18 protein-coding genes and 1 pseudogene are annotated in these 25,741 nt (G+C 60.1%); 11 read left to right on the top strand and 8 right to left on the bottom strand.

Annotation, left to right across the window (positions count from 1 at the left end):
* Positions 1-8 precede the first annotated feature (8 nt).
* Entirely contained in the window at positions 9-1,118 is a 1,110-nt protein-coding gene (locus tag CCANI_RS05865) for a DoxX family protein (RefSeq protein WP_146323360.1), read from the top strand.
* On the opposite strand, the gene ilvD is transcribed toward CCANI_RS05865, so the two are convergent.
* The 3 genes from ilvD to CCANI_RS05880 are packed head-to-tail and all read right to left on the bottom strand — an operon-like array spanning position 1,115 to position 5,022.
* Positions 1,115-2,953, bottom strand: coding sequence for a dihydroxy-acid dehydratase (gene ilvD / locus CCANI_RS05870; RefSeq protein ID WP_146323361.1), 1,839 nt, complete (start codon positions 2,951-2,953; stop codon positions 1,115-1,117). The genes CCANI_RS05865 and ilvD overlap by 4 nt on opposite strands.
* Positions 2,954-2,987: 34 nt before the next feature.
* The gene (locus CCANI_RS05875; protein WP_146323362.1) at positions 2,988-3,476 is read right to left on the bottom strand and encodes a PH domain-containing protein; all 489 of its coding nucleotides are present in this window, start codon (positions 3,474-3,476) and stop codon (positions 2,988-2,990) included.
* Positions 3,477-3,507: 31 nt separating this feature from the next.
* Positions 3,508-5,022 (bottom strand): mechanosensitive ion channel family protein, encoded by a 1,515-nt coding sequence (locus tag CCANI_RS05880; protein WP_146323363.1) that lies wholly within the window; start codon positions 5,020-5,022, stop codon positions 3,508-3,510.
* A 572-nt stretch (positions 5,023-5,594) separates the two neighbouring features.
* On the opposite strand from CCANI_RS05880, the gene CCANI_RS05885 reads away from it, so the two are divergent.
* From CCANI_RS05885 to CCANI_RS05900, 4 genes and pseudogenes are all read left to right on the top strand, one after another.
* Entirely contained in the window at positions 5,595-7,475 is a 1,881-nt protein-coding gene (locus CCANI_RS05885; protein ID WP_146323364.1) for an acetolactate synthase large subunit, read from the top strand.
* Positions 7,475-7,993, top strand: a complete 519-nt coding sequence (gene ilvN / locus CCANI_RS05890; protein ID WP_146323365.1) for an acetolactate synthase small subunit — start codon at positions 7,475-7,477, stop codon at positions 7,991-7,993. Before CCANI_RS05885 ends, ilvN begins: the two co-directional genes overlap by 1 nt.
* 93 nt (positions 7,994-8,086) lie before the next feature.
* Positions 8,087-9,100, top strand: coding sequence for a ketol-acid reductoisomerase (ilvC, locus tag CCANI_RS05895; RefSeq protein WP_146323366.1), 1,014 nt, complete (start codon positions 8,087-8,089; stop codon positions 9,098-9,100).
* Positions 9,101-10,860: 1,760 nt separating this feature from the next.
* Positions 10,861-11,037: pseudogene (locus CCANI_RS05900) on the top strand (ketol-acid reductoisomerase); the annotation flags it as partial.
* An 83-nt stretch (positions 11,038-11,120) separates the two neighbouring features.
* On the opposite strand, the gene CCANI_RS05905 reads toward CCANI_RS05900, so the two are convergent.
* From CCANI_RS05905 to CCANI_RS05920, 4 genes are all read right to left on the bottom strand, one after another.
* A complete protein-coding gene (locus CCANI_RS05905) occupies positions 11,121-13,190 on the bottom strand; it encodes a PTS sugar transporter subunit IIABC (RefSeq protein ID WP_146323367.1) in 2,070 nt (689 codons plus the stop codon).
* Positions 13,187-14,845, bottom strand: coding sequence for an alpha,alpha-phosphotrehalase (gene treC / locus CCANI_RS05910; RefSeq protein WP_290211545.1), 1,659 nt, complete (start codon positions 14,843-14,845; stop codon positions 13,187-13,189). The genes CCANI_RS05905 and treC overlap by 4 nt, the downstream gene beginning before the upstream one ends.
* Positions 14,846-15,777: 932 nt before the next feature.
* Entirely contained in the window at positions 15,778-16,431 is a 654-nt protein-coding gene (locus CCANI_RS05915) for an FMN reductase (RefSeq protein ID WP_146323369.1), read from the bottom strand.
* Entirely contained in the window at positions 16,424-17,530 is a 1,107-nt protein-coding gene (locus tag CCANI_RS05920; protein WP_146323370.1) for an LLM class flavin-dependent oxidoreductase, read from the bottom strand. Before CCANI_RS05920 ends, CCANI_RS05915 begins: the two co-directional genes overlap by 8 nt.
* 169 nt (positions 17,531-17,699) lie before the next feature.
* Here CCANI_RS05920 and CCANI_RS05925 point away from each other — a divergent pair, with 169 nt between their 5' ends.
* The 6 genes from CCANI_RS05925 (at position 17,700) to CCANI_RS05950 (ending at position 24,568) form a co-directional block, all read left to right on the top strand.
* Complete coding sequence (locus CCANI_RS05925) at positions 17,700-18,683, top strand: cation diffusion facilitator family transporter (RefSeq protein WP_146323371.1); 984 nt, start codon at positions 17,700-17,702, stop codon at positions 18,681-18,683.
* A gap of 16 nt (positions 18,684-18,699) precedes the next feature.
* A complete protein-coding gene (locus CCANI_RS05930; protein WP_146323372.1) occupies positions 18,700-20,478 on the top strand; it encodes a GmrSD restriction endonuclease domain-containing protein in 1,779 nt (592 codons plus the stop codon).
* Between the two features lie 174 nt (positions 20,479-20,652).
* On the top strand, positions 20,653-22,245 hold the full coding sequence (gene serA, locus CCANI_RS05935) for a phosphoglycerate dehydrogenase (RefSeq protein ID WP_146323373.1): 1,593 nt from the start codon (positions 20,653-20,655) through the stop codon (positions 22,243-22,245).
* Between the two features lie 45 nt (positions 22,246-22,290).
* Complete coding sequence (locus CCANI_RS05940; RefSeq protein ID WP_146323374.1) at positions 22,291-22,767, top strand: flavin reductase family protein; 477 nt, start codon at positions 22,291-22,293, stop codon at positions 22,765-22,767.
* A 10-nt stretch (positions 22,768-22,777) separates the two neighbouring features.
* Complete coding sequence (locus CCANI_RS05945; RefSeq protein ID WP_146323375.1) at positions 22,778-23,506, top strand: hypothetical protein; 729 nt, start codon at positions 22,778-22,780, stop codon at positions 23,504-23,506.
* 42 nt (positions 23,507-23,548) lie between these two features.
* A complete protein-coding gene (locus tag CCANI_RS05950; protein WP_146323376.1) occupies positions 23,549-24,568 on the top strand; it encodes a 3-isopropylmalate dehydrogenase in 1,020 nt (339 codons plus the stop codon).
* Between the two features lie 76 nt (positions 24,569-24,644).
* Here CCANI_RS05950 and CCANI_RS05955 read toward each other — a convergent pair whose 3' ends face one another.
* Positions 24,645-25,667: a hypothetical protein gene (locus tag CCANI_RS05955; protein WP_146323377.1), complete on the bottom strand. Its 1,023-nt coding sequence runs from the start codon at positions 25,665-25,667 to the stop codon at positions 24,645-24,647.
* Positions 25,668-25,741 lie beyond the last annotated feature (74 nt).

The raw sequence follows: 25,741 nt of genomic DNA on the forward strand, positions 1-25,741 counted from the left end.
TGACAGGTATGAGCGACAACACTCGTGAACCTGAAAATTCCGCACATGAGGATTTGGAAGTTCCTACCTCCCGTAAAGAAGGAGACGTTTATGCTCGGGCTGGTCGAGTAGCGCCCCAGGAGATACCCGCGACGGCGCAACAAACGCCCCCGCCGAGCGTGGAATCAGCACCGACACCGTTTTCGGAGGAGTTGCCTACCGTGACCTTCAGTCTGCAGGGGGAATTCGACGATGACGTTGAAATTCCTGTCGCCCCGCCGAACGTTGTGCGGAAGCCGACCGTGCCGCCGCATCCTTCGGACGCGCCCACGACCGTTTTTGAGCCGCAGTCCGCGGAGCCGTTGCGCATCCCAACCCGGAACCCTACTCACGAACATGAGGGCGATGAGGCGAAGGGTGAGGGGTCGGCCGCCCCCAGCGGCGAGCCCACGGTGATGTTTGACGCCCCGACCGCGCAGCAAAATCAGGGTTTCACGCTGCCGGAGCCGGGGGAGCCGAAGCCCGCGGCCAGCGCACCCGCTGAAGTCAGCCCGCCCGTGGTGCCCGCCCCCACTGAGGTGCCGCCTCACGACGCCGCGCCGGACGCGCAGCTCGAAGACGCCCGCCGTGGCACCATCGACCTCGGCGTGTTTATTATCCGCGTGGTGTTCGGCGCCTTCCTGGTGTTCTCCGCGGTGAAAACCTTTTTCCAGCTGGGCGGGGACACCGGCCTTGCCGGGCTGGAGGCGGAATACGCGAACTACCTGCAGCCGGGCATTTTGGCGGTGGCGATCCCCGCGTTGCTGCTAACCGCCGGGGTGTTTTTGGTGCTTGGTTTGGTCACCCCGGTGGCCGCCGCCCTGGCCACAATAGGCACCACGTTCGAGGCGCTGCACCTGTTGGATACCGATGGCGAGGCCTTCGATGTGCTGCGCCTGAGCGATAGCGTCCTGCTGGGCCTGCTGCTGGTGGCGTTGTCCCTGGGCCTGCAATTCACCGGCCCGGGCCGCCTGGCCGTGGATTACGGCCGCTCGTGGTCGCGCCGCCCGCTGGTCAGCTCGTGGCTTTTCGCGGTGATCGGCGTGGCCGGCGCCGCGGCCCTGTGGTGGTTCGGCGCCGGGGTCAACCCGTTTAACTAGATTTTCCGCACCGCGCCCTTGTCCGCGGAGGTGGCCATGGCGGCGTAGGCGCGCAACGCCTTGGATACTTTCCGGTTGCGCTCCCTCGGCTGCCAGGGGTGTTCGCTGGCCTCCATGCGGGCCCGTCGGGTGGCAATCTCCGCATCGGTGAGCGCCACGGAAAGCTCGCGGGTGTGCACGTCGATGGTGATGATATCGCCGTCTTCGACCAGGCCGATCATGCCGCCGTGGGCGGCTTCGGGGGAAATATGGCCGATGGAAAGTCCGGAGGAGCCGCCGGAGAAGCGGCCGTCCGTGACCAGGGCGCATTTGGTGCCCAAACCGGCGCCCTTTAAAAAGGCGGTGGGGTGCAGCATTTCCTGCATGCCGGGGCCGCCCGAGGGGCCTTCGTAGCGCACCACCAGCACCTCGCCCGGCTGGATCTCGCGTTTCAGAATCACGGAGACGGCCTCCTCTTGGCTTTCCACCACGCGGGCGGGGCCCACGAAATGCCAATAGGCCTCGTCGATGCCGGCGGCCTTGATGATGGCGCCGTCCGGTGCGAGATTGCCGCGCAGCACGGCGAGGCCGCCGTCGACGGTGTAGGCGTGCGCGACGTCGCGAATGCAGCCGCCCGCGGCGTCGGTGTCTAGGCTGTCCCACCGATTATTGGTGGAAAATGCCTCCGTGGTGCGCAATCCGCCGGGGGCGGCGTGGAATAGTTCGAGGGCCTCTTCGGTGGCGTGCCCGCTGCGGATATCCCAATCGGCGAGCCACTGTTCCAACGACGGCGAATGAACCGAATGCACGTTCGTGTGCAGGAGCCCGCCGCGATTGAGTTCCCCGAGGATGGCGGGGATGCCGCCCGCCCGGTGCACATCTTCCATATGGTAGTCCGAGTTGGGGGACACCTTGGACAGGCAGCCGACGCGGCGGGACAGGGCGTCGATATCGTCAAGCTGGAAGTCCACCTCGCCTTCCTGCGCGGCGGCCAGGATGTGCAGCACCGTATTCGTGGAGCCGCCCATGGCCATATCCAGCGCCATGGCGTTATCAAAAGCGGCGCGGGTGGCAATATTGCGCGGCAGGACCGATTCATCGCCCTCGCCATAGTAGCGGCGGCACAAATCCACGATGAGCGTACCGGCGCGTTGAAAAAGCGCGCGGCGGGCCTGGTGCGTGGCCAGCGTGGATCCGTTGCCGGGCAGGGAAAGGCCCAGCGCCTCGGTCAGGCAATTCATGGAATTCGCGGTAAACATGCCGGAGCAGGAACCGCAGGTAGGGCACGCGGAGCGCTCCACGGAATCCAAGCCGCTATCGCTCACAGCTTCGGATGCGGAGGCGGAAATGGCGGTGACCAGGTCCGTCGGCGCGTGCGCCACGCCGTCCACAACAACCGCCTTGCCGGCTTCCATGGGGCCGCCGGAGACGAACGCCACGGGGATGTTCAGGCGGAGCGCGGCGTTGAGCATGCCGGGGGTGATTTTATCGCAATTGGAGATGCATACGATGGCGTCCGCCGTGTGCGCATTGACCATATATTCGACGGAGTCCGCGATGATTTCTCGGCTGGGCAGGGAGTAGAGCATGCCGCCGTGGCCCATTGCGATGCCATCATCGACGGCGATGGTATTGAATTCCTTGGCCACGCCGCCTGCCGCTTCCACGGCTTCCGCGACGATCTTGCCAACGTCGCGCAAGTGCACGTGGCCGGGCACGAACTGCGTAAAGGAATTAGCGATTGCCACGATTGGTTTGCCGAAATCATTATCGGTCATTCCGGTCGCACGCCAGAGGGCGCGGGCACCCGCGGCGTTTCGGCCGACCGTGGTGACCTTTGAGCGAAGAGGGATCATTGGAATTGGCGCTTTCACAAAAACAAAATCTGGGTTAGTCAGTAGGCTGGTCCGTGGGCTCGGCAGGGGCTTCCTCGCGGGGTTTGAGGACCTGCCGACCATCGCGGTGAATCACCACCACTTTGTCATCAGCGGCGTTTCGGCCGGCGGTCAGCGCGTCTGGGATGCGACCGCTTGACGCCTCGGCGAGTCTGGGTAATGAGTTGAACGTTACCGCAGGTAAGGCGACCTTTTCGCCGTCCGTGGTGCGGGCATAGGAGCGGGCTTTTTCAAATCCGATGCCGGCGAATTCCTCCCACGAGACAGAGCGACCCTTAGCAAACGCGTACCTGACGTGGATGCCGCGTTCGTCCACGGTGGTGCTGGACCGCAGCACCCACACCACAAACACCAACGGCAGCAGCGGCAGCCAGAACAAGTACAGTGGCTTCGCGCCAAGCACAAGCAGGCAAATCAGAAACAGCACCCCTGCGGCCAACAAGTGGGTTCGCTCAGGACGGAAGGTCTGCGGGTTCGAACTCATGTGGCCTATTGTAAGGGGGCGTGAAATGCACCTATTGTTCAGGTTGTACTGCGGAGGTTTGCGGGGCCGGTTGTTCCTCCTGGGGGGTGCTCGGCTCCAGGCTCGTGGGTTGTTCCTGCACCGGGGCGCTTATCGACGTCTCGGGGTGCTGCGTTGCCACCGAAGTAGACGCTTGCGTCTGTTGCTGAGTCTGCGTTGTGGTAGGCGCGGTGGTGGCGGATTCCACCACACTGGAAGAATCCATCACCGTGGTCTCCTCGGTGGGCACCATGGTGGGCGTGGCCGCCGGCGTCGAGGTGGTCGTGGTGTTTGCGGTGGGGGCCAACCAGCTGCCGGAGGTCTTGAATTCCTCGGAGGTTTCCACGGTAAAGCCCTTGGCTATAAACAGGGCCAGTAGCAGGACGAACAGCCCGGTGGTGGAGGGCCGCACGCGGCCCCGGAAGGACACGATGCGGGCGAAGCGCGACGGGTAGGTGATGGTGCGGAACACCTTTTCCGGTTCCTGCATTTCCTGCTCGTCGATCGGGGCGTCCGCCGGGTGCTCTAGGGAAATATCGGTGCGGCTGGGTTCCGTGACGTCCTTTTGCGCTTCCATGGTGATCGTGGTGTCGGACAACGGCACATCGATCAGCGGATCGCGCTTAAACGCGCGCTCCACCACCACGGGCGCTTCCCGTTCGAGGTGGTTGCGCACCGCGCCGGAGGTGGTGGTTGCGGAACCGTATTCCTCCCAGAATTCCTCCAGGATGGCGGTGCGGATGGCGCGTTCCACCGCCCATTGGCGGGCCGGGTTGACCTGCACGATAAAGCGCATATCCACCATCCACGGCATGCCCACGGTGGTGGGCTGGGTGATATTCACCGCCGGGTGGACGTCCAGATCGCCGGTGACGTCGTGCACGATGTCGGGTCGCGCCAACGCCCGCCGCGTGGCCTGCTCAGAGCGCGAGATGGCCTCGTGGATGGAGGAGGAGCTGAGCAGCGGCACCGGGATGATCACCACGGCCCGCGCCCAAATGTTCGAGTGGTTGATGCATACGCGGGCGGCGCCGTTCGGGATGGTCACCGTCTCGCCTTGCAGCGTGCGCACCTTCGTCGCACGCATGGTGATTTGAATAACATCGCCTTCCACGTCAACGCCTTGGCCTTTAAAGGCCACCCAGTCGCCGACGCCGAATTGCTTTTCCGAAAGGATGAAAAAGCCGGCGAGGAAGTCCGCGATAATGCTCTGCGCGCCGAGACCGAGGGCGGCGGAAATCACCGTCGCGGGGATCGCCGCGCCCGCCAGCGGGATGCCGAGCTCGTTGAGGGCGGCGACGATCAGGAAGAAATATGCCACAAGCTGGGCCACGTATACCGCCGTGCCCACTAGGGCCAGGCGGGTTTTAGAATCCTGTTCATCAAGGTCAACGCGCCGTGTGAAGAATCTGATGGCAAAGCGACCGATGCGGGGAATCAGGATAGCGATTGTTAAGAGGATTGCTAGGGAAAGGCCGGGGTCCAGGAGCCAGCGCCAGGCTGAATACAGGATATAAGCAAAGGGCATGGCACCAGGCTAGCGCTTCTTGTCGAACCATGGGGGTAGCGTCCGGGGTGCTCTTCCCGCGGGCCCGCCCTGTGACGAAAATGCGGGTTACCTGCATATTTTACTAGGTGGCGTGAGTTTTTCATGGGTGATTTGTGAGGCGCAGCTAGGGATAGCGGGGGTAAGTGGCGCAGATCATAGCCAGCATGTGCCAAGTGGTTTCCCGGGAAAAATTTGGGTGGTGTCCAACAAAGTCGCACTGCGCTGCGCGAACCCGCCGGCGTCCCACACGGTGGGATTAGTTTCCTGAAAAGGGGGTAGCGACTAGGACGCGTTGGGGACAGTGTGTATTATGCAGACTCATGACGTACCTTCGACTCGTAATTATTAGCCACCGGCGCTTGCCGTAGCGGCTGTAATTGTCGTCCAACGTCAAGCGCCCTCGGCGAACACCACACACTCGGTGCTCGTTCCGGGGGTTTCATTATTTTCCAATCTCAATACCCTAAGGTTGGGGAATATTAGGCGCTCACCCAGGTGTGCCCTGACAAGTGTCAATGTAGAACCGTGTGAACCATAAGGAGCCTGACGTCGTGAACGTGGCACCTCGATCCCAACCTACTCCCGCTTCGGTTGCCTCAGCGCGGGAGCGTCGCAAGACGCCCAAACCGGAACGAATGACGGGCGCGCAAGCCATCGTCCGTTCATTGGAAGCCTTGGGTACGGACGTAGTCTTCGGCTTGCCCGGCGGCGCAGTCTTGCCGCTGTATGATCCGATCTACGCTTCCACCAAGCTGCGGCACGTCCTTGTGCGCCACGAACAGGGCGCCGGGCATGCCGCAACCGGCTATGCGCAAGCATCCGGGAAAGTGGGCGTGTGTATTGCAACCTCCGGCCCTGGGGCAACCAACCTTGTAACCCCCATCGCCGATGCGAACTTGGATTCGGTCCCCTTGGTGGCTATTACCGGACAGGTCGGGCACACCCTGCTCGGTACCGACGCCTTCCAAGAAGCCGATATCCGTGGCATCACCATGCCGATTACCAAGCACAATTTCATGGTGACGGATCCCAACGAGATCCCCGCCGCCCTTGCGGAAGCCTTCCACCTCGCGGCGACCGGCCGCCCGGGTGCGGTGCTGGTGGATATCCCGAAGGATATTCAGAACGCGCCCATGGACTTTGTCTGGCCTCCGAAAATGTATTTGCCGGGGTATCGCCCCGTGTCCACCCCGCATAACCGCCAGATCGAAGAGGCGGTGCGCCTGATTTCCAAGGCGAAGCGCCCCGTGTTTTATATCGGCGGCGGCGTGATCAAGGCGAATGCGTCTGCGGAATTGCTGGCGCTTGCCGAGTTTTTGAACATTCCGGTGGTGACCACCCTGATGGCGCTTGGCTCGTTCCCGGATTCCCACCCGTTGCACGCGGGCATGCCGGGCATGCATGGCTCGGTGTCTGCGGTGGCGGCGATGCAGCGCAGCGACCTGCTGATCACCATTGGCGCGCGTTTCGACGACCGCGTCACCGGCGACGTCAAGTCCTTCGCCCCTGTGGCCAAAGTCATTCACGCTGATATCGACCCCGCCGAGATTGGCAAGATCCGCAAGGCGGACGTTCCGATCGTGGGCGACGCCCGCGAGGTCCTAGTCGCGCTGCACAATGTGTACCGCGAAAAGAAGTACGATCGCCCGTCCGTGGCCGCGTGGCGTGCGTATATCGATAGCTTGAAGGAGCGGTTCCCGCGCGGTTGGGATCCGCAGCAGGACGGCCAGCTTTCCCCGCAATTCGTGATCAATACGTTGTCCAATGAGGTGGGCCCGGATGCGATTTATTGCGCGGGTGTTGGCCAGCACCAAATGTGGTCCGCGCAGTTTATCGATTTTCAAAAGCCCCGCACCTGGCTCAATTCCGGCGGCCTGGGCACCATGGGCTACGCCGTGCCGGCGGCGATGGGCGCGAAGGCCGCCTGCCCGGACAAGGAAGTGTGGGCCATCGATGGCGATGGCTGCTTCCAAATGACCAACCAGGAGCTTGTCACCTGCGCGGTCGAGGGCTTCCCGGTGAAGATCGCCGTGATCAATAACGGCAACCTCGGCATGGTGCGCCAGTGGCAAACCTTGTTCTACGAGGGCCGCTATTCCAATACCAAGCTGCGCGATGGCGATAATTACCTGCCGGATTTCGTGGCGCTTGCGGAGTCGCTCGGCTGCGCGGCCTTCCGCGTGACTACGGAGGAGGAAGTGATCCCCACCATCCGCAAGGCCCGCGAGATCAACGATCGCCCCGTGGTGATCGACTTTATCGTCGGTGAGGACGCCCAGGTCTGGCCGATGGTGTCCGCCGGCAGCTCCAATTCCGATATCCAATACGCCCGCGGGTTGCGCCCGTTGTTCGACGAGGACTCCGCGGGAGAAAACCCTGCGGCCATCGATATGGCCGTTGACGCTCAATACGCTCCTAAGGAGATGATCTAATGTCCGAGACCGAGGTCACCCGACACATGCTGAGCGTGTTGGTGCAGGATATTGAGGGCATCATTTCCCGCGTGTCAGGCATGTTTACGCGCCGCGCGTTTAGCATGATTTCGATCACTTCTGCGTCCACCGAGACCCCCGGCATCAACCGCATTACCATCGTCGTGGATGCGGACGAACTGAATATCGAACAGATCACCAAGCAGCTGAATAAGCTGGTGCCTGTGCTCAAGGTTGTGCGCCTTCCGGAGGAGCATTCCGTGTCGCGCGCATTGATGCTGGTCAAGGTGTCCGCTGACGCGACGAATCGCCCCCAGGTTGTCGACGCCGCGAATATCTTCCGCGCCCGAGTGATCGACGTGGCCCCGGATTCCGTGGTCATCGAGGCCACGGGCAGCCCGGGCAAATTGCAGGCGCTATTGCATGTTTTGGAGCCGTTCGGTATTCGTGAGCTGCTTGAATCCGGCCTGATCGCATTGAATCGCGGTCCGAAGACCATGGCGCCGAATCGCCTATAATCTCCTTATCCCAACAAGTGGGCTACAGTTCCCACATTGTGATACCGTTGGTGGTGTTAATGCCACCACGCCCCGAAAGGTAAACGATACTTTATGGCTATTGAACTGCTGTACGACGCAGACGCAGATCTTTCCATTATCCAGGGCCGCAAGGTCGCCATCATTGGGTATGGTTCCCAGGGCCACGCGCACGCACAGTGCCTCCGCGAATCCGGCGTTGAGGTTGTTATCGGCCTGCGCGAAGGCTCCAAGTCTGCCGAGAAGGCAAGCGAGGCTGGCTTCGAAGTCAAGAGCAACGCCGAGGCCGCCGCATGGGCCGATCTCATCATGCTGCTCGCTCCCGATACCTCCCAGGCAAAGATCTTCACCGAGGACATCGCCCCGAACCTCAAGGACGGCGACGCACTGTTCTTCGGCCATGGCCTGAACATCCACTTCGAGCTGATCAAGCCGGACGCCAATATTACGGTCGGCATGGTAGCTCCGAAGGGCCCGGGCCACATCGTGCGTCGACAATTCGTCGATGGTAAGGGTGTGCCGTGCCTCATCGCCGTTGCCCAGGACCCGAAGGGCAACGGCAAGGAACTGGCGCTTTCCTATGCCGCCGCTATCGGTGGTGCGCGCGCCGGTGTTATCCCCACCACCTTCAAGGAAGAGACCGAGACCGACCTGTTCGGTGAGCAGGCCGTACTGTGTGGTGGCCTCGAATACCTGATCATGACCGGTTTTGAGGTGCTCACCGAGGCCGGTTACGCGCCCGAGCTGGCCTACTTTGAGGTGCTGCACGAGATGAAGCTGATCGTCGACCTCATCTGGGAAGGCGGCATCGGCAACATGAACTACTCGGTGTCCGACACCGCCGAATTCGGCGGCTATATCGCTGGCCCGCAGGTCATCGACGCGGGCACCAAGCAACGCATGGAAAAGGTCCTCGCCGATATCCAAGACGGCAGCTTTGTCAAGCGACTGCTGGCCAACGTCGAGGGCGGCAACAAGGAGCTCGAAGGGCTGCGCGCAGAGATCGCCGCACATCCGATCGAATCCACCGGTGCCAAGCTGCGCGACCTGATGTCCTGGGTAAAGAACCCGCTGGACGCCACCGCCTAAGCTAGCTATCACGAAAGCCCCTGTCGGGTAACTCCCACGACAGGGGCTTTGGCGTTGCGCCAGGGTTGCACAGTTTTAGTAGGGCTGTGCGTTGCGGGTGTGTTGGGCTTCATCGTTGTGGTGGTTTGCTGCGGACGCGTTGGGCTTCCTTGTTGTGATTTTGCTGCCGATGGCGGCCCATAAAACCCCTGGTCAGGCAGATTCGACATGTCGGGACGCTCGGAGGGGCGTTTCCGCAGGTGGGCAAAACGGCCGTGTCAGATCTGCCTGAGGCAGATCCAGCACTGGGAGATGATTGTAAACGTATCTGTTCTTTGCGTGGTTTCGGGTTGCGGAGGCCTAGGGGCAGGGCCAGCTCAAGAGGTTGGTTCGGGAAAATTCGGACCTTATTGCCCGGGAATGCTCCCCGGCAGCTTCCGCCGATAGATTGTATGCAGCTCCGGATAGGTTGCGAACGAGCGTTGACCTGCGATCGTCCTGAATTTCTTCATTGGGGTGCTTAACGAAGAATGGAAAGACGAGCTGCGGGGTTTTCGGGTCAGATTCGTCCTAGATTTCTTCGTTGGAGTGCTCAATGAAGAATAGAAAGACGAGCCCAGGTCAGGGGTTGTACACAACCCATCGGCGGGCGGGGCGATGGCACATAACCTACTGCCGCTGGGGTGACTTGGGGGCCGAAATCAGCCAATGGCTTTCCGCGCTCAGGCAGATTCGACATGCCGGGGTGCTCGGGACGATGTTTCCGCAGGAGCGCGAAATGGCCGTGTTAGATCTGCCTGAGGCAGATGTGGCGGTGCCAATGGTGCGGGAACATTTGACCTTTCGTGTGTGGAACGGCCGTGTCGGGATCGGCCTGTGCTTGGCCTCGTGCGGATCTACGGTTGCACAAACACCATCGGTGATCTGGTGATTTGGGCGCCGAAACCAGCCGATGATTTTCCGCGCTCAGGCAGATTCGACACGCCGGGGTGGTCGGAACGGTGTTTCTGCAGGAGCGCGAAACGGCACTGTTAGATGTGCCTGAGGCAGATCCGACAGGGTGTTATAGTTCGAAAAAGTTCAAACTATGCGCGAGAAATTCGGGATCTGGAAGTTTAGGGTTTCACGCCCGCTGTGCGTCCAGACTCCGGCGGTTGGGCTTGGTTGTTGGGGTCTTTTTGCTGCGGGCACCAGCCCATGAAACCTTGGTCAGGCAGATTCGACATGCCGACCGCCGCGCGGCGCTGTTTTCGCAGGACGCCGAACTCGGCCAGTCAGATGTGCCTGAGGCAGATGTGGCGGTGCCAATGGTGCGGGAAAATTCGACCTTTCATGTGTGGAACGGCCGTGTCGGGGTCGGTCTGCGCTTGGTCTCGTGCGGACCTACGGTTGCACAAACGCCATCGGTGATCTGGTGATTTGGGGCCGAAACCAGCCGATGATTTGCCGCGCTCAGGCAGATTCGACATGCCGACCGCAGCGCGGTGGTGTTTCCGCAGGAACACAAAACCGCCGTGTTAGATCTGCCTGAGGCAGATTTGACAGGGCGTGATAGTTCGAAATACTTCAAACTATGCGCGAGAAATTCGGGATCTGGAAGTCTAGGGTTTCGCGCCTGGGGTGCACTCAGATTCCAGCGATTGGGCTTGGTCGTTGGGGTCTTTTTGCTGCGGGCGCCAGCCCATGAAACCCTGGTCAGGCAGAGTCGACACGCCGGGGTGGTCGGGACGGTGTTTCCGCAGGAGCGCAAAACGGCCCTGAGGTCGGTTACGTGTTAGATGCTTGCCTACTTTGAGGCGTTGCACGAGATGAAGCTGATCGTCGACCTTATTTGGGAGGGCAATAAGGAGCTCGAAGGGCTGCGCGCGGAGATCGCCGCACACCCGATCGAATCCGCCGGTGCCAAGTTGCGCGACTTGATGTCGTGGGTAAAGAACCCACTGGACGCCACCGCCTAAGCTCGCTATCACGAAAGCCCCCGTCGTGAGATTTATCCGACAGGGGCTTTGGCGTTGCGCTAGTAAGTGACGGTGCGCTTTGCCTACTTGTGCACAGGTTCGCGGCGTCCTAGGCGAACCTTCTTTACCTCGCGGCCGCCCTCCACATCAGCATCGGTGAAGCCGAACAGGTATGTGAGCGTGAACGAAACCACAATGGCGGTGGCGGAGGCGATCCAGAAGCCCCAGAAGCTGAAGTCGAGACCTTCCGGATTCACAAATGAGGTAAACCCGATCAGCGATCCGGTGAAGCCCCACATATTCACGTTGAAAAGCCCGGTTAACAGGCCGCCGGCAGCGCCGCCGATCGAGGCCATGATAAACACTCGGCCGTACTTGAGGTTGATACCGTACATCGCGGGTTCGGTAATGCCGCAGAATGCCGCGAGGGCCGCCGAACCTGACAATTCCTTGATCTTGAGGACCTTGGACTTGATAAACACGGCCAGCACCGCGCCACCTTGGGCAACCATCGTCGCGGAAATAATCGCATTGAGGTACGAATTGCCGTTGCTGGCGATATCTTGCGCCACCAGTGGAATAACGGCCCAGTGCAAGCCGAAGATCACCAGCGACTGGTAGAAACCGCCGATCAGCAGGCCCGAAATGGTCGGAGACAGGTTGTACAGGCCCTGGATAACGTTTGCGATGCCTGTGGAGATAAACATCACGATCGGGCCCAGCACCAGCAGGATCACCACGGACACGATCACTACCTCGATCAGCGGCATGAAAATCATGCGAATCGTCGCGGGGATGACCTTCTTCAGCCACGGTTCGACCACGGATGCGAGCCAAGCAGCAACGATGATCGGGAAGATCGAATAGCTGTAGTTTGCCAAATGGTAGGGCAGGCCAAAGAAATCGGCGTTAAGTGGCATGCCCAAGATCGCGCTATGGGTCGATTCGCCGGTAAGCACCTTGTCGGCCTCGTCCTTGACGTACGCGACGATCGAAGGATACGTGAGCACACCGCCGATAATGGCGACGATAATCGGGTCCGATCCTAGGCGTTTCGCGGCTGTAAAGCCCACGAAGATCGGGAGGAAGAAGAACACCGAGTCGCTCATTGCGTCGATGACCATAAAGGTATTCGATTCTCTGTCGATCACCTCAAAAGTTAGGAGCAGCGACAAGATACCCTTGATAATGCCGGAGGCGGCGAGCAGGCCAATGATCGGGATCATCGACCCGGTGATCACCCCGATCAGCGAGCTGAAACCGTATTTCGCCCACCCCACAAGCGTGGTCGGGCGCGGCTCGTCGACCACATCGGCGGCACCAGTTGCGACGTCGCCCATTTGCCCGACGATTGCGTTGTAAACGTCTTCCACCGCAGGGCCGATAACAACCTGGTACTGGCCACCGGCCTTGACCACATCGATCACGCCGTCGAGATTGGACACCACCGCATCTTTGGCAAGGGATTCGTCCTTGAGATAGAACCGCACGCGGGTGATGCAATGCGTAAAGTTCTTGACGTTTTCTTTGCCGCCAATATTGTCGATGATGTCCCACGCCAATGCGTCGAAGCCCGTGAGCTCGGGTGGGCGGGAACTGGTTGTGGCTACCGCCGTCTCCCCGGTTTTAGCTGGAAGATTCGATTCCGAGGCTGCATCTGCCGGCTTCGGTGCAGTGGGCTCCTTTGCCACAGCGGTGGCAACTTGGTCACCGGCCGTCGCCTGCCCGTAGGTAACCGTGATCTCCTCGAGCTTTTTCTTGGTGTTTGTTACGGCTACGACGGTGGTTGTGCTTTTACCTGCCGCGATAATGGCGTCGGTATCCATGGTGCCAATGACTTGGCCAGCTTCGACTTTGTCGCCCTTTGCTACGGAAATGGTAAAGGGTTTTCCTTCGAGTGCGACGGTGTCAATGCCGAGGTGGACCAAGAATTGGAGGCCAGATTCCGTTTTGAAACCTACAGCATGGAGTGTTTTTGCCACCATGGTGACGGTGCCCGTCACCGGTGATAGGACGTCCCCGCTGGGCGGTTCGCTAATGCCAAAACCATCTCCAACTGCCTTTTTAGCAAACACTGGATCCGGCACATCAGCAATATCAATGATATTGCCGGAAATTGGTGCAACTACACCAACCGTTCTGGGAGGATTCATGACTGAGGCTGCTCCTTAGTAAGAATAGCGATGGCATGATAGGGATTGAGTTGTAGCATGTTTCCGGTTAAGTCCGTCGAGTGATTCTCAATCAGGATATTTCCGGAAACAAAGCGTTCTGGAATTTCGAAAACTGTATGTTCGCCGCTCAAGTTAACGATGACGAGCAATTCTTCATCTTCGAGTTTTCGGAAGAAGGCATAAACCTTTTCGTGCTCCAATTGGAAGGGCTCATAGCTACCGTCCGCGATCACCGCATATTGTTTCCGCAGTTGAATGAGTTTGCGGTAGTAGGGGAGGATGCGGCCGGATGCTTCTTCCGCTACGACATTGATACGATCCTGATTTGTGGGGGCCAACCAGGGCACGCCATTGGTAAATCCGGCGTGTTTGGAATCGTCCCATTGCATGGGTGTCCGGGCATTATCGCGGGATTTCGAGTGGACGATGGCAAACGCTTCGTCCGCGTTAAGACCTTCCTCCAGCAACGTGATGTAAGCGTTGGTGGATTCGATATCGACATAATCATTGATGCTGGTGTATAGCGGGTCGGTCATGCCGATCTCTTCGCCCATATAGATGTATGGAGTTCCACGCAGCAGGTGGATCATATGGGCAAGCATGGTGGCGGATTCGACGTGATAGCGTTCCGGATCTCCGAAACGATTAATCGCGCGCGGCTGATCATGGTTGTTAAGGAATAGCGCGTTCCAACCATTGCCCTCTTGCATTCCGAGCGCCCATTTGTTTAGCACTTCTTTGAGATCGCGGGGTTGAAAGCGAATATTGGTCCACTTTTTACCGTTCAGGTAATCAACCTTGAGGTGGTGAAAGTTAAAGACCATGTTGAGCTCATGGTTGTCCGGATTGGAATAACCAACGCAGCGCTCGATGGTTGTCGACGACATTTCACCGACGGTGACGCTGAGCGGGTCTTTGCCAAAACTTGCCGCAGCTAGTTCTTGGAGGTAACGATCGACGTCTGTGCCGTCCGTGTACATATAGCGCGGGTCTTCCCCAGGGGCGGAGGATTTTAGCTCGGCTTCTTTGCCAATGAGGTTGATCACATCGAAGCGGAAACCGTGGACGCCGCGGTCCCTCCAAAAGTTCACGATATTGGCCATTTCGGTGCGAACTTCGGGGTTGCGCCAGTTGAGGTCTGCTTGGGTGACATCGAAGAGGTGGAGATAGTAGTCTCCCGTGTCGCCGAATGGCTCCCACGCGCTACCGCCGAACTTCGAATCCCAGTTGGTTGGGGGAGAGCCGTCGGCTAAGCCAGGGCGAATGATGTAGTAGTCACGGTATTCTTCGTCCCCGGCCAGGGCTTTTTGAAACCATTCGTGGGCGGTCGAGGTATGGTTGAGCACCATATCGAGCATGACGCCGATACCGTGCTCCCCAAGTTTCGCGACCATCTCATCGAATTCTTCTAGGGTGCCAAAGGCTGGCTGGATGGCGTAGTAATCTGCGATGTCGTAGCCATTGTCGCGTTGAGGCGAAACGAAAAACGGGTTGAACCACACCATGTCTACGCCGAGCGAAGCGATATACGGAATCTTTTCGATAATGCCTTGTAAATCGCCGAGCCCGTCACCTTTAGTATCGCAAAAGGATTTTGGGTATATCTGGTAGATTACGTATTTGTGAAAGTTCACTTTTTCATTTGATGCGTGCATACTTGTCCTGCCAATAAGACGGAGAAGCGTCGTTCAATGGTTGCTCTCTAGCTCTCGAGGTGGTGTTCTTAGCGATTCCAAATTAGATGGAATCTTGATACCGTTTGGGTATCGCTTTTTATCCCGCATCTCAGTGTTTGCGAGATGGGGATTGATGGGGGATATGTAGTTATCGCTGCAGGTCGAGCGCGATGGGTTGTTGTGCTCGGCGCTGCGAATGGTCATTTGTTGGGACCGTAAACGTTAAAAGATGTGCGGGTCGGAAGATTTTCGCATCTGACGGGCGTACCTTTTCGTTTCGATCACCTCACTGACTGTCGGAAAGTATTAAAAAATTACACTTGAGACTTGTGTCACAGCGTTTGTGGATGTTGTTCTTTATCGTAGCATGAGTATCTATTGGTGCATAAGCTTTTGTAGAAGAATTTAGTGGTCAGATGTTTGCGTGCGGGGAGCAAGTTTGTGTCAGTACAGATTGAAAAGGCGGCGCGAACGGTGGATCTGCGCGAAAGCTCGGGCATTTCGCAAGGCAATTTTGTTGAACATTTTGGATAGCAATGGTGATATGTGCTCTATGGCTGAATGTGTTCGTGTTACATGCGACACTTCTCACAACGGTGCATGGCTGCTGCGTGCTTCGTTGGGGTCAGAATTCCGCCTATGGTGCACTGTTTTCTATCGATCAATTGATTTGTTAAGACGCGTCACCTTTTTCGTGCAGGTAAACGGATTAGCGGCAATGGAAAGGCGGGCTGTAGCACTTTTCGTATTTGTGCAACGATGCGCAGTAGAAAAGCCGAGCTCCAACCGCACGGCCAGGGAATGCGGGTTTCGCTCGGCTAGATCATCATTGTTAGGCAATCGTTTTAATGATGCTGCTTGGCCGGGTGAATCGGCGGCTTCGTGTGTGGTTAACCCTCATGGTTTCGCAGAAGTTCCTCGAATGGGGTGAGGTCGGCGATCGGATTATCGCTGTGCTCGGTCGCGGGTGCGCCTTGAGTTAGACCTGCAACGGTCGCGTTTTTTGCGAGCATCAGGGTGGCCAGTTCCTGGGCACCGCGTTGGATGCGGTGCGTGAGTTCCGCGGCCTTGGCGCCGCCGAAATCTTCCGTGGCGGCGAATACGCCGGTAGAGACCATGGCCGCGCGAAGGTATCCGAGTAAGGGGCGAATCGCGTGGTCGAGGACTAGGGAATGCCGAGCGGTTCCGGCCGTTGCGGCGATAAGGGTAGGGGTACCGTCCAGCGCGCGGGTATCCAGCAGATCGAAGAACATTTTGAATAGACCCGAATAGCTTGCGGTGAAAACGGGGGTGACGGCAATGATCCCATCGGCGTTGGTGATTGCGTGCTGAGCTTTGGAAAGCGCGGGCGTCGTCACGCCTCCTGCGGAAACCATGGCCTGTGCCATATCGACGGCGAGGTCGCGCAGCTCAATGGTCTCCACGTGGACGGATTCGCCGCGTGCGGTGATTGCCGTGGCGGTCGCGTTGGAAAGCTGATCGCTGAGGTTGCGCGTTGATGAGGGATTGGATAGGCCGGCGCTGATAACAACGAGATTATGCATTGGGCTTTACCTTGTGGTGCGGGTGTTCGGGGTGTGCTAGGAGAAAGGCGTGCGAGGGCGGCTCGCTGGGGACGTGATCGGGGCGGCGTTGCTCGAAACGTCGGCGCAGCTCTGGGACTACGTCGCGGCCGAGGCGCTCGATTTGGTCGAGTACGAGTTCTGTGGGGAGGCCGGCGTGGTCGATAAGGAAGAGTTGGCGCTGGTAGTCGCCGACCCAATCGGCAAACTCCAATGTGCGATTGATCACCTGTTCGGCGGTGCCCACGGTCAGCGGGGTGACCCGGGAAAACTCCTCCAACGACGGCCCGTGGCCATACACCGGGGCATTGTCGAAGTACGGGCGGAACGTCTTTTTCGCCTCCGCTTCCGAATCGGCGATAAACACCTGCCCACCCAGGCCTACGATCGCCTGATCCGCGTGGCCATGGCCATAGTGTTCGAAGCGGCTGCGGTATAGATTTACCATGCGGGCGGTGTGCTCCTTATTCCAGAAAATATTGTTGTGGAAGAAGCCGTCACCGTAAAATGCCGCCTGTTCCGCGATCTCCGGCGATCGAATGGAACCGTGCCAGACAAACGGTGCCACGCCATCGAGCGGGGCGGGCGTGGAGGTATAGCCTTGCAGCGGGGTGCGGAATTTGCCTTCCCAATTCACCACGGGTTCCCGCCAAAGCCGACGCAGCAGGTGATAGTTTTCCACCGCCAGTGGGATGCCTTGGCGGATATCCTTGCCGAACCACGGATACACTGGGCCGGTATTGCCGCGGCCCATCATTAGATCGACCCTGCCATTGGAAAGGTGCTGGAGGAAGGCGTAATCCTCGGCGATTTTCACGGGGTCGTTGGTGGTGATCAGCGTGGTTGCGGTGGATAGGATCAGCCGTTCGGTCTGCGCCGCAATAAAGGCGAGGTGCGTGGTGGGGGAGGACGGGACAAAGGGGGGATTGTGGTGCTCGCCCGTGGCAAATACGTCCAGACCAACCTCTTCGGCCTTGAGTGCGATCTGCGTCATGGCCTGGATGCGTTCCCCTTCGGTGGGGGTGCGCCCGGTGGTTGGATCTTGGGTGACGTCACCGATTGTAAAAACGCCGAATTGCATGGTGTTCCTTTCGTGGCATCCGCGTTTTAGTTGACGCGTCAATTACCTTGCTATCCAGTATAACAATGCAGCCTAAGGGATATTCCCGCCCGTGTTAGCATAGCCTTTGCAAACAAGTTCCATTTTCAATAACTTTACACTAATGAAAATCTAGGATAGTGTGCCAAGCATGTCGACCACGCACCATCACGACCACGCTCACGACCACCACAACCACGACGACCACAGCCACGACCACCACGACCACGACCACGACCACCACCACGGCGCGCTCGGGCATTCGCACGCACCGAGTTCGCTGAAAGCGCTGGTCGCGGTGATCGCCCTGACGGGCGTCGTGTTCTTTGCGGAGCTGATCGCCGGTATCGTTTCGGGTTCCTTGGCTTTGCTCGCAGATGCGGCCCACATGTTTTCTGATTCCGCCGGGTTGGTGGTGGCGCTGGTGGCGCTGTTGGTCGGCCAGCGCGGGGCGTCGAAACGCGCAACCTATGGTTACCGCCGCGCGGAGGTTTTGGCGGCGGCGTTGAACGCGGGGACGGTCGGCGTGATCGCGGTTTGGATCGGCGTGGAAGCGGTGCTGCGCCTCGGCCACCAGGAACCCGTGGAAACCGGATTGATGCTGGTAGTCGCCGTGATCGGCTTGGTGGTCAACGGCGTTTCGGCGCTGGTGCTGGTGCGCCGCAGCCACGATAATATGAATCTGCGCGGCGCGTACCTGCACGTGCTTATGGATATGCTTGGCTCCGTCGCCGTCATTATCGCCGGCCTGGTGATCAAATACACAGGTTTTACCGCGGCGGACACCATCGCCTCTGTATTTATTGCGTTGATTATTGTGCCGCGGGCCTGGAAGCTGTTCCGCGCGGCGCTTAATGTGCTGCTGGAGGGCGTCCCGGCGGGCGTCGATCCGAACAAACTTGTGCAAGAGTTGGAGGCGTTGGACGGGGTGGTGGACGTGCACGATCTGCACGTGTGGAGCGTCACCGGGGAAGACGTGCTGGTGACGTGCCATATCGTTACTGGCGTTGCGGCGGAGGAGCAGTGCGCCCTGCTGGATGCGGCAACGGAAACGCTGGGCAAGTTTGGTGTAGGGCATTCGACGATACAGTTGGAGTCGGAGGCGCATCAGGGGCATGAGGTTATCCATCACTAGCGGGTAGGCTCTGGGTATGTCGTTTAGCACCCCAAGCTATGATTTGCTTGATCTCTTTGGCCGAATCGATCGCGGTGACCTGCAACTTCCCGATTTCCAGCGGGATTATTCCTGGGACGTGGATCAGATTCGTTCGCTTCTTGTGACGGTGTTACGCGGGTACCCGGTGGGCTGTTTCATGGCGTTGGATACCCGAAACGAGCCGATGCGCTTCCGCCCCCGACCGTTGGGAGGTGCCCCAGATAGGGGAGTGGACCCGGGGTTGTTGTTGCTGGATGGGCAGCAACGCCTGACCACGCTGTACCAATCGTTGTGCGGCGATGGCGAGGTGCGCACGAAGGACCCCCGCAATAAGCGCATTCGCCGTAAGTTTTTTGTCGACGTCGCGCGTGCCGTCAGCGCCGACATTATGCCTGACGAGGCCGTCTTTTCCGTAGACGAGACCGGTAAGGTCCGTTCGCACTTTGGCCCGAATATCCCGGACGGTATTTATGACCACGCTTCGGCCATCGCGGCGGGCGTGGTGCCGGTCTCGGTGCTGCTCTTTAGCGAGGGCACCGATATGTTGTTCGATCTCGTGGATGTTCCCGGGGGCGACCGGGAGACGGTGAAACGCTTTTATAACCGTGTGATGAAGCCGCTGAGCGGTTACTCGGTGCCCGTGATCCGCCTGGACCGGGAGACCGCGCGCGGCGGTGTGGGCTCTATCTTTGCCAAGGCGAATTCCGCCGGCGCGCAAATGGATGTGTTCGAATTGCTTACCGCCGTGTTTGGGACGCAGGATCCGAACTTTAAGCTCAGCGAACATTGGGCCGAAATCCAGCAGGCGTTGCGCCAGCATTCGGTGCTCGATGAGATCGGCCCGACGGAATTTTTAACGGCCGTGGCGCTGCTGGTCACGCACCACCGCGGGCAGGCGCACGGCCAGCGCGAGGATATCCTGGATTTGGATCTGGATGCCTACGTTCCGGCCGCCGCGGCCATCCTTGCTGGCTTTGAGGCCGCCGCCGAGTTTTTGTACCAGCGCTGCGTGTTTTCCAAGGATCTGGTGCCGTACACCTCGCAGATCATTCCGCTGGCCGTGATCCTGGCGTTGTTGCAGGAATCCGATGGCCAGCACGAGCAATCCTTGGATCGCCTGAACCAGTGGTTCTGGTCCGGGGTGTTCGGCGAGCTGTACGGTTCCCCTGCGGTGGAGGTGCGCGCCGCCCGCGATGTGGACCAGGTGGTGGCGTGGGTGCGTGACCCGAACGCCCCGGTGCCCGCGACGGTGCAAAAGGCTGTGTTTATGGAATCGCGTTTGCTCAGCGCGGCGCCGGATTCCGGGTTGTATCGCGGGATCTGGGCGTTGATCATGGCCCGCGGTGCCCGCGACTGGCGCACCGGACGTTTGTTCGACCGTCAGAGTTTCGAAGAATTGGCCGTAAGCTTTAGCCGCATCTTCCCGCAGGGCTGGGACGTGGACCCGCTGCTGGCCAATAGCGTGCTGAACCACACGCCGATGAGCCGCCGCACCGAGGTGATCTTAAGCGATGCCTCCCCGGCGCGTTACCTGGGCCGCGTGCAGAACAAATCGCTTATGGAGGATGCGGAGTTTGATGCGCTGATCGCTTCCCATCTCTTGGACCCCGAGCTGCTGCATCAGGCGCGTGCCACCGAGTTTCTGACGGATCGGCGGCAGCGCCTGCTGGCCATGGTCGAGGAAGCCATGGGCGCGGAAGCCGTGCGCGATGTGGACGAGTCGGACCTTGCGGGCGGGGAGGAAGGCCCCGATGCGTTCGCGAAAGCCCACTAGCTGAACGTTTGCTGCCGGCTTTTCTGTGCACCCCCGATTGGTGGTGCGATGTTGCGGAAGCCTTAGACTATTCCCAGTCGCACGCCAATGAGCCGGCGTGGACCTGCTTGCGTGTTCGACGCGGTCGTGCCGAACAGGCAAGCGGACATCACTTCCTTGAAGGAGCACAGATCCGTGAGCCAGAACGCTCTTCCGGTAGTCCTCATTGCAGATAAGCTCGCGCAATCCACCGTTGATGCGCTCGGAGATTCCGTGGAGGTGCGGTGGGTTGATGGCCCCAACCGCCCCGAATTGCTTGCCGCCGTCGCAGATGCGGACGCTCTCCTTGTCCGATCTGCAACTACCGTTGATGCCGAAGTTCTTGAAGCGGCACCGAAACTCAAGATCGTCGGGCGCGCAGGCGTCGGCTTGGACAACGTTGATATCGCCACCGCCACCGCCCGCGGCGTGATGGTTGCCAACGCCCCCACCTCGAACATTCATTCCGCTTGCGAGCACGCTATTTCCTTGCTGCTGGCCACCGCACGCCAAATCCCCGCCGCCGATCAGACGCTGCGGGAGGGGCAGTGGAAGCGCTCCTCATTCAGTGGTGTTGAGATTTATGGCAAGACCATCGGCATCGTCGGCTTCGGCCACATCGGACAGCTGTTCGCACAGCGGTTGGCCGCTTTTGAAACCACCATCCTGGCCTATGACCCGTACGCGAACCCGGCGCTCGCCGCGCAGCTGGGCGTGGAGCTTGTGAGCTTGGAAGAGTTGATGAGCCGCGCGGATTTCGTGTCCATCCACCTGCCCAAGACCAAGGAAACCGCCGGCATGTTCAATGCCGAGCTGCTGGCAAAGTCCAAGCCGGGGCAGATTATTATCAACGCCGCGCGTGGCGGCTTGGTCGACGAGCAGGCCCTCGCCGATGCCATCGACGCCGGCCGGATCCGTGGTGCCGGGTTTGACGTGTATGCCTCCGAGCCGTGCACCGATTCCCCGTTGTTTGGCCGCCCCGAAGTGGTGGTCACCCCGCACCTCGGCGCTTCCACCGTGGAGGCCCAGGATCGTGCGGGCACCGATGTCGCCGATTCCGTGCTGAAGGCGCTGGCCGGCGAATTCGTGGCCGATGCCGTCAATGTTTCCGGCGGCAATATCGGCGAAGAGGTCGCCCTGTGGTTGGAACTGGTGCGCAAACTCGGCCTGGTTGCCGGGCATTTGCTCGACGGGTTCCCGGTATCCATCGAGGTGGAGGCCCGCGGCGAGCTTTCCACCGAGGACGTCAGCGCCTTGGGCCTGTCCGCCATGCGTGGCCTGTTCTCCGCCGTATTGGATGAGACCGTGACCTTTGTGAACGCGCCCCGCATCGCGGAGGAACGCGGCGTGACCGTCAAGACCTCCACGGCGCCGCAATCCGTAAGCCACCGTTCCGTGGTGGAGGTCAAGGTGATCTCCGGCGACGGCGCCACCGCCAGCGTGGTGGGCGCGTTGACCGGCCTGGATCGCGTGGACAAGATTGTTCGTATCAACGGCCGCGGTTTGGACATGCGTGCGGAAGGCCGCAACCTGTTCCTGCAATACGAGGACGCCCCGGGTGCCCTCGGCAAGGTGGGTACGCGGCTGGGCCAGGCGGACATCAATATCGTGGCCGCCGCCCTGTCTCAGGATTCCGAGGGCACCGGCGCCACGCTGATCCTGCGCGTGGATTCCGAGGTCCCAGACGCGCTGATGGCGGACATCGCGGATTCCATCAAGGCCACCGCATTCCAGCTTGATCTGGACTAGAATCTGTCAGGGCTGCCCGTGGGCGAATTGGGGTGTGTGTGAGTTATGACGGTGAGCGGCGATCAATTACGCGATAGCGTGGGTTCTTTCCCTTCCGGCGTGACGGTGGTCACCACCCGTGTCCGCGGTGAGGACTTGGGTTTGACGGTGAGCTCGTTCGCCTCATTATCGCTCGAACCTGCGATGGTTATGGTGTGCATTGATAACCGCTCGCAAAGCATTCCGCACCTGTCCCCGGGCAGCCCCGTGGGGGTTTCGGTATTGGCCCGCGACCAGCTCGAAATAGCAATTCAGTTCGGACGTCACGGCGTGGACAGGTTTGCCCAGGTGGATATTCGCCGCGGCATGTTTAACCTTGCGCTTATCGACGCCGCGGCTGCCTGGTTTACCGGCATCGTGCGGCACGCGCACGACGGCGGCGACCATCGGATTATCACCATCGAAGTGGAGGATTGCGGCCGTGACCTGGATAAAGAACCCTTGGTTTATCATCGTGGGCGATTGAATCAGCTCTACCGGTAGCGTAGGAACGATGACTGATGTGTTTCTGCAACGCGCGCTAGAAGAGTCCGGTTTGCCGCTGACATTCGCCCAGGGCAAGTTCGAGTACCAATGGGAGGGGCGGCTCACCGAGTCGGAGCAGATCCGTGCGCTGGCGCAGGCGAGCGGTTTCCACGCGCAGCATTGCGCCCCCGTGATCTACGTCCAATCCGATCGTGTGTTTGGCCACTGGTATTTCCCGGCGGCGGGGGAGATGACGGAGGGGCAGGCCCGCGCGGCCGTCGATACGCTCGGGCGAGGGATACCGGCGTTTCTGCGCGGTTTGGGCGAGCACGCCGTGGATCGGGGCCTGGAATGGGAGGCCGATGCGCCGGAGGTCACCTATGGCAGGGTGGCGGATTGGTTTGCGCAGCGCGGGGTTTCTGAATTGCCTCAGGACGAGGAGACCGGGGCATTGTGCCTGGCCATGGACGGTACGCCCGTGGATATTCAGGTGGGGGAAACCTTTTCCGTGCAGGTTTCCGCGGTGGTTCCGGACGGGGATCCGGCGAGTGTGTTGCACTATTGCAACCACCTAAACAGCAGCGGGCGGCCGGCGATTTGCGGGGTGCGTAACGGGGAGCAATGGTGGGCCATTTCGCGGTATTCGGCGGAGGCGCGGGCCGGGTTGAGCGATGCCCAATTGGATCAGGCCATCCGGGAAGGGGTAACGGGTGCGGGCGCACAGGTGCGCGATCTGTTGCGTCTTCACCGGGGGTGATACACTGGCTAAATCCGTGTAGTGAGAGAGGATTCCCACATTATGAAATTGGCTGTGATTGGTGGCGATGGCATCGGCCCCGAGGTAACCGTCGAAGCGCTCAAAGTTTTGAATGCCGTGCGGGACGACATTGAAACGACCGATTACGATCTGGGCGCGCGACGATACCTCCGCAACGGCGAATTGCTCACCGACGCAGACCTCGAATCCTTGCGCGAACACGACGCCATCTTGCTGGGCGCGATCGGGGCGCCCGACGACGTTCCCCCCGGCGTGCTGGAACGCGGCCTGCTGCTGAAAATGCGCTTCGCACTGGACCATCACGTGAATCTGCGCCCCGCCAAGCTCTACCCCACCGCCACCTCGCCGCTAGCAAACCCGGGCGAGATTGACTTTGTGGTGGTGCGCGAAGGCACCGAAGGCTTGTATTGCGGCAATGGCGGCACCCTGCGGGAAGGTACCCCGCACGAGGTCGCCTCCGAGGTGAGCCAGAACACCCGATACGGGGTGGAGCGCGTGGTGCGCGATGCATTCGAGCGGGCGCAGCAGCGCCGCCGCAAGCTCACCCTGGTGCACAAGACGAACGTATTGGTGAATGCTGGCGGGCTATGGGAACGTACGGTCGCAGATGTGGCGCGCGAATACCCCGAAGTGACCGTGGAATACAACCATATCGACGCCGCCACGATCTATATGGTGACCGACCCCGGCCGCTACGACGTCATTGTTACCGATAACCTGTTCGGGGATATTTTGACGGATCTGGCGGGCGCGATCACCGGCGGCATCGGGCTCGCGGCCTCCGGAAATATCGACGCCACCGGCGCGAACCCCTCCATGTTCGAACCCGTGCACGGTTCCGCCCCGGATATCGCGGGCCAGGGCATCGCGGACCCGACGGCCGCGATCCTGTCCGCCGCCATGCTGCTGCGCCACCTCGGGGACGAGGCCAACGCCGTGCGGATCGAGGAGACCGTGGCGGCCGATGTGGCCGCGCGAGGTGCGGAGCCGGTGCGCACCGTCGAGGTGGGCGATCGGATCGCCGCCAAGCTCGCCAAATAGCACGAACCACCAGCACCGCGTGCGCGTGTGAAAAACCGGCGGTGCTGGTGGCTGGAGGTGCTATACGGTTTGGTGATTATCGCAGGTTAGTAAGCTCCTTTCGTTGGTGATTGGAAGTCAGGAAGCCTCGCAATTCCGCGCGCGTTTGGGGCAGGCCGAACTCCTCGAGCCGGTAGATAAGGCCGCTGCTGCGGGGGCGCACCCAGACGGTGTCGTTTTCAACGAGCGCCTTTAGGATCTCGCGGTGGGCGTTCGGGTAGCTCGCCCTCTCTTTGCAGGCGAATGTCAGCAGCTCGTGCCATTCCATATTGCGGAAATTCCCGTGCCGCATGACCGCCACCGCGGCGGGCAGAATATCCTCGATGGTTTTCGCCCGGGCGATAAGTTCGCACACCAGCGGGCGCAATACCTCCACCGGATAGTGCGGGTCCCAGGTGGTAATCCGCGCCAACGATCGATTGAGTGTTCGGGTGCCCTTTTTGCTGTGGGTATGGATCGCGGCGAACGCTTGCACGATAGGATCGGGATCGTTCAGGTAGCGGGAGACGCTGTGGCCGAGCGTGCCCAGGGCGTCGATAAGCGGCCACCGTATGATATTGCCAAGCCAGGTGTCTAATTCGGCGCGGAGTCGGTTGCGCACCTTACGTCGGAGCTGCTTGCTTTGGCACTTCTTTGTCCATGCCACAAGGACCCGCGTGAGCTCAAGGTAGTCGGTGGGGGAGGTGAATTTCAGGTTGAGCAGCTGCGTGATCACCTCGTGGGCGGCATGCGGTTTGCCATAGAAACTTTCGCCGGCGAACCGCAACCAATCCAGCAAATCGCTGCGGAGCTGTTCGTAAAAAATCTCCTGAGGATTCAGCTCGTCGAGGGCGGCGATAACAAACAGTGCGGCGGGTTCGGCGGCGGGATAGTAGTCACCCTGATGAGTGGTGGCAACGAAAAGATGCTCGAGGGCTTCTGCGATGGCACGCTCGTCGTTTCCGAGCAATGCGCGCAAGTGCTGCGGCGTATCCGTAGCCACCCCGTACGCATGGAAAACTCCGGACCAGTTCGTGTATTCTAGGATTTCCTGGGTGGGGGAGAGATCGACAATCTTCACGCTTCCTCCTCAAAAAGGATGCCACAAAATGGTGAGGCTGATACGTGAAGTGTAGCCCGCAACGGTGCCTATTT

The organism is Corynebacterium canis, from assembly GCF_030408595.1.
Classification (GTDB): domain Bacteria; phylum Actinomycetota; class Actinomycetes; order Mycobacteriales; family Mycobacteriaceae; genus Corynebacterium; species Corynebacterium canis.

What these genes read in the sequence shown, in the direction of transcription:
- CCANI_RS05925 (WP_146323371.1), top strand. Translation starts at nt 17,700, where the DNA reads ATGTCGACCACGCACCATCACGACCACGCTCACGACCACCACAACCAC.
- CCANI_RS05930 (WP_146323372.1), top strand. Translation starts at nt 18,700, where the DNA reads ATGTCGTTTAGCACCCCAAGCTATGATTTGCTTGATCTCTTTGGCCGA.
- CCANI_RS05915 (WP_146323369.1), bottom strand. Translation starts at nt 16,431, where the DNA reads ATGCATAATCTCGTTGTTATCAGCGCCGGCCTATCCAATCCCTCATCA.
- CCANI_RS05875 (WP_146323362.1), bottom strand. Translation starts at nt 3,476, where the DNA reads ATGAGTTCGAACCCGCAGACCTTCCGTCCTGAGCGAACCCACTTGTTG.
- CCANI_RS05920 (WP_146323370.1), bottom strand. Translation starts at nt 17,530, where the DNA reads ATGCAATTCGGCGTTTTTACAATCGGTGACGTCACCCAAGATCCAACC.
- CCANI_RS05950 (WP_146323376.1), top strand. Translation starts at nt 23,549, where the DNA reads ATGAAATTGGCTGTGATTGGTGGCGATGGCATCGGCCCCGAGGTAACC.
- CCANI_RS05880 (WP_146323363.1), bottom strand. Translation starts at nt 5,022, where the DNA reads ATGCCCTTTGCTTATATCCTGTATTCAGCCTGGCGCTGGCTCCTGGAC.
- ilvN (WP_146323365.1), top strand. Translation starts at nt 7,475, where the DNA reads ATGTCCGAGACCGAGGTCACCCGACACATGCTGAGCGTGTTGGTGCAG.
- CCANI_RS05905 (WP_146323367.1), bottom strand. Translation starts at nt 13,190, where the DNA reads ATGAATCCTCCCAGAACGGTTGGTGTAGTTGCACCAATTTCCGGCAAT.
- CCANI_RS05945 (WP_146323375.1), top strand. Translation starts at nt 22,778, where the DNA reads ATGACTGATGTGTTTCTGCAACGCGCGCTAGAAGAGTCCGGTTTGCCG.
- ilvC (WP_146323366.1), top strand. Translation starts at nt 8,087, where the DNA reads ATGGCTATTGAACTGCTGTACGACGCAGACGCAGATCTTTCCATTATC.
- CCANI_RS05865 (WP_146323360.1), top strand. Translation starts at nt 9, where the DNA reads ATGAGCGACAACACTCGTGAACCTGAAAATTCCGCACATGAGGATTTG.
- ilvD (WP_146323361.1), bottom strand. Translation starts at nt 2,953, where the DNA reads ATGATCCCTCTTCGCTCAAAGGTCACCACGGTCGGCCGAAACGCCGCG.
- CCANI_RS05940 (WP_146323374.1), top strand. Translation starts at nt 22,291, where the DNA reads ATGACGGTGAGCGGCGATCAATTACGCGATAGCGTGGGTTCTTTCCCT.